Annotated in this window: 10 protein-coding genes; 3 read left to right on the top strand and 7 right to left on the bottom strand. The window is 66.5% G+C overall.

Features of this window, described 5'->3' with window-relative positions; translation table 11 throughout:
- The first annotated feature begins 243 nt into the window (after positions 1-243).
- Positions 244-474, top strand: coding sequence for a DUF397 domain-containing protein (locus tag AB0E24_RS42230; RefSeq protein ID WP_069873995.1), 231 nt, complete (start codon positions 244-246; stop codon positions 472-474).
- 89 nt (positions 475-563) lie between these two features.
- Here AB0E24_RS42230 and AB0E24_RS42225 read toward each other — a convergent pair whose 3' ends face one another.
- Entirely contained in the window at positions 564-1,943 is a 1,380-nt protein-coding gene (locus AB0E24_RS42225; protein ID WP_359385058.1) for an outer membrane protein assembly factor BamB family protein, read from the bottom strand.
- A gap of 804 nt (positions 1,944-2,747) precedes the next feature.
- Between AB0E24_RS42225 and eccCa the strand changes: the two genes are divergently transcribed.
- Positions 2,748-6,857, top strand: a complete 4,110-nt coding sequence (eccCa, locus tag AB0E24_RS42220; RefSeq protein ID WP_359385056.1) for a type VII secretion protein EccCa — start codon at positions 2,748-2,750, stop codon at positions 6,855-6,857.
- An 88-nt stretch (positions 6,858-6,945) separates the two neighbouring features.
- On the opposite strand, the gene AB0E24_RS42215 is transcribed toward eccCa, so the two are convergent.
- The 3 genes from AB0E24_RS42215 to AB0E24_RS42205 are packed head-to-tail and all read right to left on the bottom strand — an operon-like array spanning position 6,946 to position 9,787.
- Positions 6,946-7,818: a hypothetical protein gene (locus AB0E24_RS42215; protein WP_141729784.1), complete on the bottom strand. Its 873-nt coding sequence runs from the start codon at positions 7,816-7,818 to the stop codon at positions 6,946-6,948.
- Positions 7,815-9,197: a putative T7SS-secreted protein gene (locus AB0E24_RS42210; protein WP_141729783.1), complete on the bottom strand. Its 1,383-nt coding sequence runs from the start codon at positions 9,195-9,197 to the stop codon at positions 7,815-7,817. Before AB0E24_RS42210 ends, AB0E24_RS42215 begins: the two co-directional genes overlap by 4 nt.
- 29 nt (positions 9,198-9,226) lie before the next feature.
- Positions 9,227-9,787, bottom strand: a complete 561-nt coding sequence (locus tag AB0E24_RS42205) for a hypothetical protein (protein ID WP_141765392.1) — start codon at positions 9,785-9,787, stop codon at positions 9,227-9,229.
- Between the two features lie 131 nt (positions 9,788-9,918).
- Here AB0E24_RS42205 and AB0E24_RS42200 point away from each other — a divergent pair, with 131 nt between their 5' ends.
- Positions 9,919-10,095, top strand: a complete 177-nt coding sequence (locus AB0E24_RS42200) for a hypothetical protein (protein ID WP_167503560.1) — start codon at positions 9,919-9,921, stop codon at positions 10,093-10,095.
- Positions 10,096-10,473: 378 nt separating this feature from the next.
- Here AB0E24_RS42200 and AB0E24_RS42195 read toward each other — a convergent pair whose 3' ends face one another.
- From AB0E24_RS42195 to eccD, 3 genes are all read right to left on the bottom strand, one after another.
- Positions 10,474-11,712, bottom strand: coding sequence for a S8 family serine peptidase (locus AB0E24_RS42195; RefSeq protein ID WP_435865386.1), 1,239 nt, complete (start codon positions 11,710-11,712; stop codon positions 10,474-10,476).
- A 1,604-nt stretch (positions 11,713-13,316) separates the two neighbouring features.
- Positions 13,317-13,814 carry a DUF2563 family protein gene (locus tag AB0E24_RS42190; RefSeq protein WP_206333428.1) on the bottom strand — a complete coding sequence of 166 codons (498 nt, stop codon included), beginning with the start codon at positions 13,812-13,814 and terminating at the stop codon, positions 13,317-13,319.
- Between the two features lie 293 nt (positions 13,815-14,107).
- A complete protein-coding gene (eccD, locus tag AB0E24_RS42185; RefSeq protein WP_099015122.1) occupies positions 14,108-15,592 on the bottom strand; it encodes a type VII secretion integral membrane protein EccD in 1,485 nt (494 codons plus the stop codon).
- Positions 15,593-15,800: the final 208 nt, after the last annotated feature.

Raw genomic sequence — 15,800 nt, 5'->3', positions numbered from 1 at the left:
CTGCGCGTGCCGTAGTCCGTACTCATATGGAAGGCCCCCCGCCCTTGATCCATCGCGTCGCCCGCCCGCGTCACGCGCGCGGCGCTACCCTACCGGGCCCATGTCGCCGTGTTCGATTGCCGCCTCACGCGCTGTGGACAACACTGTGAGATGTGGCGGGAGTCCGGGCGCAGGGCCCGCCCTCGCCTTCCGCCCAAGGCCGGGCGGGATGTTATCCGCGGTATCCGAAGGGGTTCTCCACCAGTGGCCGACGCCAAAGAGAAGGAAGAGCTGTACGCCCTCGACATTTCCGGTGTCGAGTGGCTCAGCGCACCTGGCAGCACCTCCGAAGACCGGGTGGAGATCGCCTATCTGCCGAACGGGGCGGTGGCTATGCGGAATTCCACGGACCCCGAGACGGTACTGCGCTACACGGAGGCCGAGTGGCGTGCCTTTGTGCTGGGCGCAAGGGACGGCGAATTCGATTTGAGCTGAGGAGCCTGAGGGCTCGATGAGCGTGAACGAGAGGGTGGTCGCCGATAGGCGCCCGCCCTCTTGGCCCGTTGTCGGCGCTCGGCTCGCCTTCAGGAGCCGAAGGCCATGATGAGCTTCTCGCTGGTGCCCTCGGTTCCCGTTATGCGGTTCGAGGCGATATAGAAATTGCCGTTCCGGTAAGTGTGAGTGGCGGAGTAGAAACCGCTCTCCGCCTCGCGGGTGGCCTGGGGCAGCCGTAGCACGGTTTTGGGCTTGCCGCCCTCCGGGGAGATGCTGACGACCAGACCGGCCTGGCCATATGAGGGCTCCTCATAGGCGATCAGATTCTTACCGTCCACGCTCAAGGGAAGCAGCATCCGGCCGGCCACCTTGGCCGCCCACTTTCTCTTGCCGCTGTCCAGATCGAAGGCGTGGATCTCACTCGTCGGGCCCTTGGCGCTGTCCTGGGTCATCTCGGTCGGCAGATAGAAGGTGTCGTTGGATGCGGCGACGCCCTGACAGCTCCCCGCATTGGTGCCGAAGAGGTCCGTTCCGCACAGCGGCTGGTAGGACTGATTCCCCACGGCCAGGGCCGATCGCTCCTTGCCGCTATCCGATATGGCCAGAATGCCGCCGGTCTTGCGGTCCTGGTCGCTCAGAGCGATCACAACGGGACTGGTGGAGAAGATCTTGTCGACCTTGTAGCCCTTACGGACGACGTAGGCCCACGTGATCGTGCCGTTCGGCGCCACCTTTTGCAGCTTGGCAGTGCCATTGGTGCAGGAGTAGGCGCGCAGCAGCACTTTCCCTCCCGCATAACCGTCGACCGAGCAGCCCGGGCTCGGCTTTTCGATGGCGACCTCCTTACCGTCGTGGACTTTGATGACGGCCGAACCACCGAACCAGGACATGCCGACGAGATCGCCGCTCTGCGCCATGCCCATGCTGGTGTAGCCGCCGCCGAAGGAACCCGCCTCGGGCGCGTCGTGGTCCCAGAGCTTGACGCCCTTGTCCAGGTCGATCAGGGCGAGTTGGCTGCACGAGTCCTTTCCATGCCCTTCATAGGCGACCACGACCTTGCCGTCGGTCGTGGAGTTGGGCGCGGCGCAGACGGCCTTGGGCAGGGAGAGTGCCCACTTCCTCGTGCCGTCGTCCTTGTACGCGACGATCTTGTCTTCGACCGCCTTGACCACATATCCGTCCATCACCCAGAAGCCGGGCACATCGACGCCCTTCTTGGAGACTTCGGGCGCGGGTGTTTGGTAAAGGACCTTCGCCTCGCCGGCCCGGCGCACGTCGTTGGGGTCGCTCTCGCTTTCGCCACGGTCATGGCCGCCGGCGCTCTCACCACTCCCGGTCGGCTCGGGGGTGGGGTCCTGCCGGTTCCGACCGGCGGGGGTGGACGTCGAAGCGGCGGTGGGTTTCTTGTCATCGTCACCGCCGCTGACCGCCGCGTACACCCCACCGCCTGCCGCGAGCAGCACCGCCACGGCTGCGCCGATGACGATGGCCTTGCGTTTTGTGTTCCGGCCGCTGCCTCCGCCCCCGGAGTGGAGCATGCCGTACGGCTGCCCGGGCGGTGAGGTGTACGGACCGCCGTACGCGGGCCCTCCCTGCGCGGAGGTGTACGGATTCTGGGCGTACGGGTTGGCCGGGTCGGCCCGGGGAGGGGCCGGGACTCCGGGCACCGCGGGAGGCCCCACCGGCAACGCGCCCGTGTCCCATATCTGTGGCGGAGTATGACCCGCCGGCGGAACCCCCGGAGGCGCCGGAGGGACGCCTGGCGGCGCTGGAGGGACGGCCGGAGGCGCGGGCGGGACGGGCGGGGTCGGACGCCACGGTGGCGCGCCAAAGCCGTCCTTGGCGGGCTCGTCGCCCTGACCGGGTTCCTGCGGCGCGCCGAAACCGCGGGCCGGTGGCTGGTCAGGGGGCTGGGGCGGCTGCGACATCAGCGCTTACCTCTTCGGCGAGTCCACTGGAAGATCCCGCTCTGCGATGACATTTCGGGAGCAGGAAATCTTTGTATCACCGGACGCCCGGTTCCCGGCCCCCAGTTCCATGGATGAAGGGCGCGGAAGCCAGCGCGTACGGCGCGCACGATGGTCTCCTCTCCCTCGGACCAATCAGGATTTCCTGTTCATACGCACGACACGCCGGGGTGCCACCGCATGGTGACACCCCGTGTCGATAAGCTCACCGGGTCCGGGGAATCGCGTCGCCGGAGTGCCGGTGCGACGCCCTCACGGATCTCGCTCCTTGCACGGGAGACCATAAGAAGGGGGACTGACCACCCGGTGAGCCAGATTGTCGTCAAGCGTCCGCCCCGGGCGCTGCCGCCGACCGTGCCCACGGACGAAGTCGAGCTCAGCTCACCCCCCGAACTGCCGCGCGGCGAGCAGCAAGGACTGTTGACGCAGCTGGTGCCCCTGCTCGGCATGGGCGGATCGATGGTCTACTTCTTCAACTCGGGCGCCGGTCCGTTCATGCGCGTCATGGGCTGGATGATGCTGGCATCGGCTCTCGCGACCGTCGCCGCCCAGATCGTGCGTTTCCGTCGTGGGACGGAGGGCCGGGTGGCGGGCGTGCGCCGGGATTACCTGAGGTACCTCGCGCAGATGCGCCGCGGTGTCCGTCGTACGGCCCGCGCACAGCTCGAGGTGCTGCTCTATCTGCATCCCGCGCCCGACCAGCTCTGGGCGGTGGCCGCGGAGGGCAGCCGGGTGTGGGAACGCAGGGCCGGTGACGAGGACTTCGGTCAGGCCCGTATCGGTGTCGGCCCTCAGCAACTGTCGACACCGCTGGTAGCCCCGACCACGGCGCTGATCGAGGACCTGGAGCCGCTCACAGCGGGCGCGATGCAGAGGTTCCTGATGCTGTACGGCGCGGTGGACGGGCTGCCGGTCGCGGTGTCGTTACGCCGCTTCTACCACTTCACGGTCTCCGGCGACCCTGCCACGGCGCACGGCACGGCACGCGCTCTGGTGTGCCAGCTGGCCACCCTCCACTCACCGGAGGACCTGGCCGTGGCGGTCCTGGCCGACGGGCAGGAGGCGGTCGCACGCTGGGAATGGATCAAGTGGCTGCCGCACTCCCAGATCCCCGGGACGCTGGACGGGGCCGGTACCCGGCGGCTGTTCTGCCGGGACGCTGTCGAACTGGAGGAGCTTCTGGCGGGGTACGGTTCGGGCCGCCAGGGCAACCCGCTCTCCGAGCGCCCCCGATTCGCCCCGGACGGACCACCCGTCCTGGACGCCCCGCACCTTCTCATCGTGCTGGACGGCGGCACCGTCCCGCCGGACTCGCTGCTGGCGAGCGCGGATGGTGTCCAGGGCGTCACGGTCGCCGAAGTGGTGTCGGGGGAACTGGACGAGCCGCGCGGCGGCCTGTCGCTCGACGTACGCCCCGGAAAGCTGTTCCTGGAGTCTGCCGCCGGACTGGTTTACGAGGGCGAGCCGGACGTGCTCTCCCTGGAGGCGGCCGAGGCCCTGGCCCGCCAGCTCGCGCCACTGCGCGTCGGCGCCGGGGGCAACGACGAGCCCCTCCTGGATGAGCTTGACTTCACCGATCTGCTGGACCTCGGCGACGCGTCCTCCGTGGACGTGGCCCGTACCTGGCGGCCCCGCATGGCGAGCGAACGCCTGCGGGTCCCCATCGGGGTCGGCGAGGACGGTGAACCTGTGATGCTGGACCTCAAGGAGGCGGCGCAGGGCGGTATGGGTCCGCACGGTCTGTGCGTGGGCGCGACCGGCTCCGGAAAGTCCGAACTCCTGCGCACACTGGTGCTGGCACTCGCCGTCACCCACTCCTCCGCACACCTCAACTTCGTGCTGGCGGACTTCAAGGGCGGTGCGACCTTCACCGGCATGGCCGACCTGCCGCATGTCTCGGCGGTCATCACCAACCTCGCGGACGACCTGACGCTCGTGGACCGTATGGAGTCCTCGATACGGGGCGAGCTACAGCGCCGCCAGGAACTGCTGCGCGCCGCGGGCAACTACGCCAATGTCCACGACTACGAACGCGCCCGGACCGCGGGCGCACCGCTGGAGCCGCTCCCATCGCTCGTCCTGATCATCGATGAGTTCAGCGAACTACTGAGCTTCAAACCGGACTTCATCGAGATGTTCATTCAGATCGGCCGCATCGGCCGGTCGCTCGGCGTCCATCTGCTGCTGGCCACCCAGCGGCTTGAGGAGGGACGGCTGCGCGGACTCGACACCTATCTGTCGTACCGACTCGGCCTGCGCACCTTCTCGGCTACGGAGTCACGCGCCGTGCTGGGCGTACCGGACGCGCACCATTTGCCGTCGCTGCCCGGTTCCGGCTATCTGAAGTTCGGTACGGACGAGATGGTGCGCTTCAAGGCCGCCTACGTCTCCGGTCCGTACCGCACCGCCGAGGCGTTGGCGGACGACGGGTCGGGCGGCTCACGGCGGCTGGACCGTCGGCCGACTCTGTTCACGGCCACCCCGGTGGCCGTCTCCTACGCGGCCCCCGCGCCCTCCGCCACTACGGCTCACACGAGCGACGCGCTGTCGGACACGGTCCTGGACGTCATCGTCCGGCGTCTCGAGGATCAGGGGCCGGACGCGCACGAGGTGTGGCCCCCGCCCCTGGACGCCTCTCCCGCACTGGACGAGCTGCTGCCCCCGCTGGCCGTCTCGCCGGCGCGTGGTCTGCACGCGCCGGACTACGCGGGGTCGGGCGGGCTGGTGGTCCCGGTCGGGCTGGCCGACAAGCCCTTCGAGCAGCGTCGCGAGATCCTCTACCGCGACTTCTCGGACGCCGCGGGCCATCTGCTGGTGGTCGGTGGCCCCCAGTCCGGTAAGTCCACTCTGCTGCGTACGCTCATCGCGTCCTTCGCTCTCACCCACACCCCGCACGAAGTGCAGTTCTACTGCTTGGACTTCGGCAGCGGAGGTCTGAGCGGGATCTCGGAACTGCCGCATGTCGGCGGAGTGGCGTCACGTCTCGATCCGGACCGGGTGCGCCGTACGGTCGCCGAGGCCACCGGGGTGCTGGCCCACCGCGAAGAGCTCTTCCGTACCCACGGCATCGACTCCATCGCCACCTATCGCAAGCGGCGGGCGACTGGTGAGTTCCCCGAGGAGGTCTGGGGGGATGTCTTCCTGGTCATTGACGGCTGGGGCACCTTCAAGCAGGAGTACGAGCTGTTCGAGGGCGTCGTCATGGACCTCGCCACGCGCGGACTGGGTTACGGCGTCCATGTGGTGCTGTCGGCCACGCGCTACATGGAGGTGCGGGCCGCGCTGAAGGACCAGTTCATGAACCGTCTGGAGCTTCGTCTCGGCGACCCCCTGGACTCCGACTTCGACCGTAAGGTGGCGGCCAACGTCCCGGTCGGCGCACCGGGTCGCGGCCAGACCCCCGAGCGGCTGCACTTCTTGAGCGCGCAACCGCGGATCGACGGCGTCCTGCGGCAGGAGGCGGACGGCCCGACGACCGACCCTTCATGGGCGCAGCCGACCACGACCGACACGACCGCGTCGGCGTCGGCGTCGGCGTCGGCACCGATGCCGACGCCGACCGGGCCGGGGGCGGCCGGGCCCGCGTCGGCCGGGCCCGCTGAAGCGACGGCGGCCCTGGTGCGCGCCGTGAACACCCACTGGACCGGCCCCCGCGCTCCCGAGGTCCGCGTCCTTCCCCGCGTACTCCCCTCCGATCACCTCCCCACGAGCTTTGAGAACCCGCACCTTGGTCTGCCGATCGGCATTGACGAGGACCGTATGGAACCGGTCTTCATCGACTTCGAGACCGATCCCTTCTTCGTGATCTTCGGCGAAAGCGAATCGGGCAAGACCGCGCTACTGCGGCTGCTCGCCCGGCAGATCAGTCGGCGCTACACCCCCGACGAGGCGCGGATCATCGTCGGCGACTACCGCCGTACGCTTCTGGAGGCCGTACCGGACTCCCACCTCTTGGAGTACGCCCCGGCCGCCCCGGCACTCGAAATGCACATGGACGCCCTGAGCACCCTCATGGAACACCGAGCCCCCGGCCCGGAGGTCACCCCGCGGCAGCTACGCGAGCGCAGTTGGTGGAGCGGTCCGCAGTTCTTCGTCATCATCGACGACTACGAGCTGGTCGCGACGAGCGCCGGCAACCCCCTCGACTTCCTGACGACCGCGCTGCCCTACGCCCGCGATGTCGGTGTCCGCCTGATCATCGCCCGCAACACAGCAGGGGCCTCACGTTCCTCGTACGAGCCCTTCATGCAGCGCATCAAGGAACTGGGTGCCCAGGGCGTCATCCTCTCCGGCGACCCAGCGGAAGGCGACCTCCTCGGCAACACCCGCCCCCGCCGCCTGCCCCCGGGACGCGGCACCCTGATCACCCGCAAGAGCGGTACCCCACTGGTTCAACTGGGCTGGCTGCCCGAGTAGGAAAATCTCCCTCCACGCCGAGCTCGGATCACGCCCCCGAGGGAGGGCAACTGGAACGCCACGCCTGGTGAGCGGCAGGGTCACGGGTTCACGGGTTCCACACCGGGAAAGCCACCATTTGAGCGATGCGGTCGACGAGCGTCTGCCGCCCGACGCTCCGCGCGGTAACACCTGTGGGGGCGTCGGGTGCGTCGACATTCACCACCCACAGCTCCTCGGCAGTGGCGTACGTCATGAGCAACGGTCCCGGGGTTTCAGCGAGCAGAACCAACTGGCCGACAACGAGAGCGTTGTCGATGACATGCTTCAGCGGTGGATCGATCGCATCGCGCTCCAGGGCCCGCGGATCGAGTTCCTGAGGACGACCATCGTGTCCGGCAACCTCCTGCGGGTCGACCAACCGGCGAACGGTCTCCACTGCCTCCTGAACCGTGGCCACAAGGCTCAATGAATGCATACCGCCGCCGGTAACCTGCTCGACCAACAGCAGTTCAGGGGTGTGCAGGTAGATATAGGCGTACTCGGTACCCGCAGACGTGGTCCGCTCCACGGCCAGGACCCGCTCAGCGGTCCCACGCAAGGCAAGCGCCAGCTCCAGGTCCGGGGAGAGGCGCATATCCAACTCCACCTCGGCGGAGTCATGCTTCTCCTCCAGGGCCACATCGAGTTCAGCGGCGTTGGCGATCTCCACGAGGTCCCTCGACACCAACGACCGCAGCGCGGTCGCAAGCACCCACTCCCGCTCTTGAGCTGACATGCCCTCAAGGTGAGGAGCGGCGACGATCGGCTTCTCGGCGTCCGCCGGATTCAGCGCTGCAAGCTCTTCATCGGTCAGCCGCAGCAATGGCCGCGAACCCTCTTCCGCCAGGGTCTTGCCCAGCCCCTGGCGGACATCCTCGAGCGTCACGCCGCCTTCGTGCTGCTGTGGCTGTGGCACGGAGCCGACCTCTTTCTTCCTCACCAGAACTTCAGCTTCTTAACGGAGTTGACTGTGCCGTCCACGACGTGCTCGGCAGCTTTCACAGCACCAGAGGGGTGAAGTGCGGCATTCACTGTCGCGTCCACTGTCTTATCTACGGTGTTTGTCACAGCATGCGATGTCGTATTCCAGGCCGATTTGGCTCCAGCGGCGATATCGTCGCCCCACTTGTCGTAGATGTAGCTACCTGCAAAGTACGCCCCGGTGGCCCCCAGGACGGCCCAGCCGGCAACCGGTACGGCAGCAAGTGCGGCCTCTGAGGCCAGGAAGGTGCCGCCAAGTGCTCCTTCGGTAAGCACTGCTGCCCCACCTAGCGCCTGGGCCCCACCGGCAATGCGGTCCGCCAACCCACGACCGCCCTCATGGTCGGGGCTAATAGCTTGCTTCAGCCCACCCGCGATAGCAAAAGGCACCAAAGCCTTGTTTAGCTTGTACATGAGCCCGGCCGCTCTGGCTCCGCCGGCACCCAGCCTGGACGCCATTCTTCCTGGTTCTTCTAGCTTTTTTAGCCAATCCTGGGCGGCACTTCCACCCTTAGTGAACTGTTTCCAGAGGGCCAAACCGGCAGTGACGGTTTGCCAAACCTTAGGAATCTTCTTTAGCTTTCGATAGCCCTCCCTATATTCTTGATATTTTTGATATTGTTCATTATTCTTGATGCTTTCCAAGAAATTCAGCTCGGTCGTTCCGGCCTCGGAAGACTTCGCTTGGTGCTCGTCGTACGTGCCCTTAATCGCCGTCTGAGCCCTGTCGTGTGCTGCGTCACGCTGGCGGCGGGCCTCGACCAAGATCTCCCGGGCCGTCTCCATGTCTGCGGCACCAGGATCATGAAAAGTACCGGGAGCCTTGGGGGGCGCCGCGCACTCGGCGCCGTCGGTGGAGGGATTACTGTTATAAGCCTCAACTGCCTTGTTGTAGGCATCCACTTTGGCATTGTGAGTCTCGCGGGCGCGCTCAGAGGCGCGCTTGCCCCGGCCATAGGCGTCGATCGCTTCCTGAGCCTGGTGTTGCGCCCATTCCACAGTGTGAGCAACATCAGTCAATGCTCCGCTCGCGCGCTCGCACGCGTGCGCGACCTGAAACCACTTCTTCGGCTCGGCCGAGACTCGCTTGCGGAAAGCATCAGCCGTCTCGCCTTTGATCTCGTGAGAGTTCAGGTTCCGCAGCCCCTCACCGACGCTAGCAAGTCCTTTGGATAAACCCCTCAACTGCGCAGCGTTCGCGCGGAGCTTGGCCGCATCGCCGTGGATCAGCTCTTTCGGCTCCTCTGTCTGCCCCAGCTCCAGTTCGCCCGTGCCCCAACCCAGAGCCCTCTCAACCCAGGCATTGGCCAGGCCGGCGTTCCTCGCGGCCGGATCCACAGCGGTCGACGTAGGATCGTTCCCCGGCATCAGTTCCCGCCCCCATCAGCGTTCCCCTGGCCCGCATTTCGGCCAGCCCCCTTGCCGTCGGTCGCAATGTAATCCAAGATCGACGACTTCACGGTCTTGATGTCATCCCCGGAATCGATCCCCGGGCCGCTCTGCGGAAAGGGCTGGGTGGTGTAATCCGACGTGCCGGAAGGGCCACCAAAGCTACCGAGAATGCCGCCCGCCCCGACCCCGGCTGCGCCTCTCGCGGCGCCCAGGGCGGCCCTGAGCGCCCCCGCCCGGTTCCGGTCTTCCTCCCACAGGACGCCTGCCGCTTGGCTCAGCTGGGACCCGAGAGAGTTAGCCGTCCGCTCCAGCATGCTGACGCCCAGCTGCCAGAACTCGCAAAAATCAGCGAAAGTAGTGGCCAATCCGCTGCCACTGGCCTCTGCCGCTGACAGACTCATATTGCTCAGGCTGCCACGCCGAGCAGAACCATTGCTCTTCTCAGCTCCCTCCAAACCCTGTAGCGCTGATCGGAGGCTTCTGGTGATACGCTCCTCAGCTTCCTTGGTAATTTTCAGCTCGCCTTGATTGACCACCGTCTGGGTCCCTTCCCCCGTGGCGTGCCCACGCTGTTACATCATCTCGTCAGAAGGCGACGGTTGCCCGCAGACATCGACTGCCTCCCGCTATCCGTTTCGCAACTCAAAACGCCGCCTGACTAACGCAAATGCCGTTCATCGTGCACCGGGATGTGGGGAGCAAAAGCTCCTACAGCACTTCGAAGAAGCTCGGGATCGAAGCGCCAAAGCCGGATCGCGCGACTCGCAAGGAAGAGATCGTGATCGATGTGACGAGCGAGCTTCGCTGTCTGTTCTGGCCGCAGCTTGCTATTCGGACCCGGTAGCGGTGGCGCCCCAGGGTGTCGCCGCACGCCAACGAAATCGGTCCACTCGTCTGACGGCGTGAACAGCCGCAGCTGACCGAGGGTGGTGACATCCCGCAGGTACCTACGCCAAATCACCACGGAAGTGATGTCTTGCCATGGCACGAACGCAGTCTGCTTCGGAGTACCTCCGAGAAGGACACCCGCGCGCTCAACTCGGAGCATGAGTATGCGCTTCCAACCCACCCCGAACAAAAGTTGGACGGGGGTGCGGGTGAGGTACGTTTCATAAACTGGAGGTTCCCAGTTGCTCATGATACTGCGACCTCCAAGTTGGGTGCGCTTACTCTGTCGCCGTATGGCACTTCACGTCTGGCCCGGTGTCGCATTTTTCGCTCTCTATATCCGCCTCCGCTGGCGCGCCCAGGCAAGCCCCCCACCACCTAGGGCCAGGACCGCTGCGACTCCGACTCCAACGTAGATAAGCGTGTTTCCATCGCCGTCATCGCCCTCTGCCCGTGAAGCGGCGGGCGTGTCGCCCGGGGCATTCGGGGTGGTTGAGGTGCTGTCAGGCTTCGACGGAGAAGACGGCGACGCAGCTGATGCCTTCCCCGGCTCGTACTTGGGGAACAGCGGATTGACGTCCGCTGCCCCCGGGTCTCCCTTACCATCGAGTAGGACCTGCCCGGGGCGGACGATGCCGTAGCCGATGTACTCGCTGGGGACCTTGCCCTTGGGCTTGCTTGTCGTTTGCATCATTACGCGCAGAACCTGGTTGGCCGTCCATTTCGGATGGGCGGACCAGATGAGGGCGGCTGACGCCGAGGTGATGGCAGTGGCATAACTGGTACCCGACTGCTCACACCAGCCTCCCCCCTCCTGGCAACGCCCAGGAATACCCTCACCAGGGGCAGCGAGAGCCACTTGCGGACCATAAGTCGAAAACTTCGAAACGGTTCCGCTCTGATTCACAGAAGCTACTGCCACAGCCCCAGGAAGGCTAGATGGATAGCCGGCAACATTAGAAGACTTACCATCATTTCCCACGCCTGCGAATATAATGGCACCGCTGGAATTTATCTCGTCCAAGCCATCCTGGAGGCGCTTTCTCGCATCCTCGGTCAGTGAACTCGTGATGGTCTCCGAGAGGTTGATGACACGCGCCCCCTGCTTCACGGCATAGCGCATCGCCTTGAGATAGGCCGGCGTTGCATCGCCGATCCCGAGATGCCCCGAACTGGTCTTCACTGGAAGCACCTTCGCACCAGGTGCCAGTCCTTGGATCCCACCGGAACGCCCTGTCCCCGCAATAACAGCCGCCATGTCCGTGCCGTGGCCACTGATATCGATGTTCGCTCCTTTCGGCTCGTGTGAAAAGTTCTTGCCCTCCAGAACTTGACCACGCAACTCAGGAATCGAGCCATCAACCCCGGTGTCCAGCACGGCAACGGTGACACCTTTGCCTGTGCTTGTTCGCCACATCTGGTCGGCCCCCATTGCATCGAGGTACCACTGACGCGAACGTACATCTTGAGCGATCGCTGGGGATGTAGAACTTCCCATGCACGTGATGAGTACCGCAAGTAGCGTCAACCCACGCTCTGAGCGCCTCTTGTTTCCACTGGACAAGACTGACATCCCTGCGAAATCTCCTGAGACTTCAAGTGCCGACTATTCAATGACGGGAGGCAATGCGTCCTGGCGCCCTAGCTCCCAGACTCCCTGATCAACGACCGCATGTCCTTGCCTATTCTCGGGCCCGGGACCGCGACGGCCGGTGCCAGAGGCCTCAGAGGCGGGAGACTCTTGCCCTTCGGCCTGACCTGACCGAACGAGCCCGGTACCCCCACGGGTGAATGCGGCCCCTCTTCTAGAGGACGAACGAGGATCCGCGATCGCCCCCCCTGGCTCGGAGGCGACCGTGCGTCCTCTGCCCGAATCCCTGGAAGGGTCACTTGCCGCATTTGAGCCGTCAGAAGGCGCCGCCCCTGACACGGGCCCACGTGTGTGAGATCCGTTCTCCTCGCCGATGGCGACACCACGCTGGCGTGTGCCGGTGACACCGAGGTTCGGCGTGCGCGGGCCGCTCACCGGTCCTCCCGGCTCCGAGGCCAACCGACGCCCTGAAGCCATAGCTTCGGTCCCTGGCACACCGGTTGTCCGTGCCAGGGAGTGGCCGACACCGCCGCCGGGACCGCGGGACATCTGACCGCTCTCCTCCCCCACCACCATCGCACGCGGAAGGCGAGGGGAAGGGCCGAGGCGCCGCTGCTGTCCTCCCACCACATCGTTCTCGACCGGTCCCCGTGGCGTGAGCAGGCGACGCGGAGGCGTGCCTCCAGGTCCTGTTACGCGTTCGGGCACGGGGAGACGAGGCATGCCCTTCCCCGTCACGGGTGTAGTGCGTTGAGGGGGCGCTGTGGACGGCCCAACCGGAGGTGATGGCATCACGACGGGGCCTGGTTGCCTAGGCTGGTCCGCAGGCGGCGTCGAGGTAGGAGATGGCGTCTTGACCTCTGGAGCGGGGAGGGTGGCAGTCGAGTCGATATGGGTACCCGCCGCTTGGTGATGACTCGGCTCCGAATCCACCTGCTGTGATGACGCAGGAATGTCGGCTTCCGTCTGCGGCAAGTGACTCACGCCTGTTGCCGAATGAGGTGCCGTCCCTGTCGCAGCGCCGGAGTCATGTCTCCTTGTCGCAGTGCCGGAGTCGTATCTCCTTCCGGCGTCCCGGACTTGGCCATCGTTGAGGGGGAGCGTCTTGAACTGCGGCTCCGGCGCCGCCGCCATCGTCTCCTGCGCCGCCCGGTAGGCCGAGGAGAGGCGCTCCATCTGGTGCCTGGCCTCTTCGGTTTCGCGCTGCTCCGCTTCCTGTGCTGCCGGGTCCTCGTGGGCCGCCCTGGGGCCCGGAGCCCTGGACTCGGGCATGGCCGACTTGGTCTCGGAGAGGGCCTGGCCGGCTTGGGCCACATGTTGGCCGACCGTGGAGGTGAACTGACCGAAGCGCATGACTTCCAGGGCGAAGTCGTGGGCCCATTCGCGGAAGGCGGACCCGCCTTCGCCGGTCCAGTCCACGCGGGACACATGACGGCGCAAGTCGGAGCCGACGTCGAGGATCTTCGGGCCGGCGTCGCCTAAGGCGGTGCCGGCGGCGGTCAGTTTGTCGGGGTCCGCATTGGCCAGCATGGCTCGCAGGTTCTCCACCGACAGACCGTCGAACTCCCCGTTCCCCATGTCTCCCCCTACTTGAAGTTCGAATCGGCGGTGCCGGACTTGCCCGTGTCGGTCTTCCGTGCCTGGTTCTTGTCCTGCCCGTCGCCCCGGTAGTCGGCGTTCTGACCGTAGTACTTGCTCGTGCGGTCCTGGATGGCACGGAGCCGATCGGCCTGCTCGGCGTCGATGCTCTCGTAGCCGCGGTCCGAGATCTGGACGGCCATGCCCAAGGCTTCGAGCTGATCACCCAGCGTCCTGGAGAACTTCTCCAAGCGGTCATGCAGTTTCTCGTAGGCGCCCGCGAGGTCGGCCGCGGCAGAGAATTCAGCGCCGAAGGCGGCGTGTACGACGGTCTGGTCGCTGATCTTGCTCCTGGCTGCCGGAGACTCTTCGAGATCGATGAGGATCTTGTCGATCCTGCTCTTGAAGCTCGCCAGCGTCTCGGCCTCTACCTTGAGGTCCGACCCGCCTCCGCGCGCCCTGCTCGCGCTGGCGTCGTTCGCCGAGACCCGGCTCCCCTCGCTCATCGGATTCCCCCTACGGCGTACATGATGACGGTCGGCACCAGCTTAGTGGCGCAGGGTGTACGGCCCAATTTCATTGCCGGCAAGGCGACCTTGGCGATTCCAGGGCATAACGCAGGCATAGGGCGTATCGGGGAGGCGTTCCACGCGTCGTCCGGATCCGGGCGGCTCGGGGTACTCCCTACGGGTGAAGGCCAAAGCGAAGGCGCCCCGGTCACGGAGTACGTGACCGGGGCGCCTTTGGTCGTGGCAGGTGGCCGGTGGCAGTCCGCCACTACCTCACCGTCCCGGAAGCGTCACTTGCTGACCAGGCCGCGCGCCGTCGCGTACACGTCCAGGACGGCGAGCACGAGCGGGGTGATCGACAGCAGCATCGCGCCCTCGACCAGATCGCCGAAGCGGCCCCAGAAAGGCGTCACGCTCTTCTTGGGGACGATCAAAGCGATCGCGATGAGGATCAGCGCCCCGAAGGCGACGGAGGCGGCGAGCCAGACGGTGCGGATGTTGAGCGGGCCACTGTCGCCGCTGAGCAGGTCGATGACGGCGCTCGTCGGCGGGTTGAGGGCGAGCCCCAGGATGAGCAGGGCGAGGGAGATGACGCCGGACGCCAGGACGACGGCGACCTGCCAGGTGTACCGGAACAGCCGGGCGCGCAGCAGCATCGCCAGGCCGGCGGCCAGGGCGAGCAGTTGGGCCCAGGTGCCATTGGAGAAGCCCAGCACCGCCGACGAGCCCACGACGACCGCCGCGCATCCGCCGATCAGACCGAGGAGAAGCTCGTGGCCGCGCTTGACCTGGGCCGCGATCCGCTCGCCGTCGACCGGTCGGGCGGCGGACGAGGGATTGTCGGAGTCGAAGCCGCCGGAAGCGCCGTAGTCGTTGCGCGAGGCGTCACGGGGCGCGACGTACCCGATGGGCAGTCGGGCGGCGCGCGCGGAGAGGCCAGGCAGGAACGCGATGGCGGCGATGGCGACCGCCGCGCAGACGGCCGCGGTGCCCGCCGCGCTGGTGTCGGTCAGGATCTGGCAGAAGGTGGCCAGCGTGCCGAAGGCCGAGAGGACGACGGCAGCGACGAACGGGGCGTCGCCGGACGGCATGGCGGCGACCAGAGCGACCGACACGATCAGGACGGCGACACAGCCGAGCAGGAACTGAAGCCGCCCGATGCCCTCGCCCGACTCCAGCGCCAGGACCCCGGACCCACCGATCATCACGTGTGGGAGGGCCGCGAGACCGAGGGCGACGGCGGAGGCCCGGTCGTCGTAGACCCGGGCCCGTACGCCGGCGAAGACCGCGAGCAGCAGACCGACACCGCCGGCGATGACGCCGGGCAGTCCGTGCATGTCGTGCTCGACCGGGTCGGCGAACCACAGGACGAAGCCCATGAAGACCAGGAGCAGCGCGCCGCCGAAGAGTCCGCAGGCTCGCAGGTAGCGGGCGTTCCACAGGGCGTGGTCACCGGCCACCGTCGAGGCGATCGCGTCGGAGACGTCGTCGCGCACGACGGGCGGGAGGGACTGCGCGAAGGGGCGCATGGACAGCACATCCCCGTCCAGCACGCGCTGCGCCGCGAGGGAGCGGGAGCCGTCCAGGACGGTGCCGTCGCGGCGGACGAAGTGGTAGCCGACCGGGGTCCCCGTGGGCTGGGTCTGACCGGTCAGCCTGAGCATTTCCGGATACAGGTCCGCGAGGGCTATGTCGTCGGGGAGGGCAACGTCGATGCGGCTGTCGGGTGCGACGACCGTCACTCGGCAGAAACCGGTCGATGTGGTCGAACTCACCTGCGGGGCCCTCTCATTAGAGTCTCTCCGCGCCTTCCGTCCGGACGCGTCCATGTCTGACAGTGTGCGAGAGGTCACCCTACCGGGCCCCAATTACCGTCCCGACACGTAGGATCGGCTCATTGCCGGGTAGGCGCCGCAATGACGCGCCGCAAGCGTGCGTGCGGGCCCTCAGCAGGTCCTCAATTGTTCAGTCCGCATCGGGGGA

Origin of the sequence: Streptomyces malaysiensis subsp. malaysiensis (genome assembly GCF_040653035.1) — a bacterium.
Lineage (GTDB): Bacteria > Actinomycetota > Actinomycetes > Streptomycetales > Streptomycetaceae > Streptomyces > Streptomyces malaysiensis.
This window is presented reverse-complemented; position numbering and strand designations above follow the sequence as displayed.

Bases quoted from the DNA above. Each gene is read 5' to 3' on its own strand.
- AB0E24_RS42200 (WP_167503560.1), top strand. From the start codon at position 9,919: ATGCCGTTCATCGTGCACCGGGATGTGGGGAGCAAAAGCTCCTACAGC.
- AB0E24_RS42195 (WP_435865386.1), bottom strand. From the start codon at position 11,712: ATGTCAGTCTTGTCCAGTGGAAACAAGAGGCGCTCAGAGCGTGGGTTG.
- AB0E24_RS42190 (WP_206333428.1), bottom strand. From the start codon at position 13,814: ATGAGCGAGGGGAGCCGGGTCTCGGCGAACGACGCCAGCGCGAGCAGG.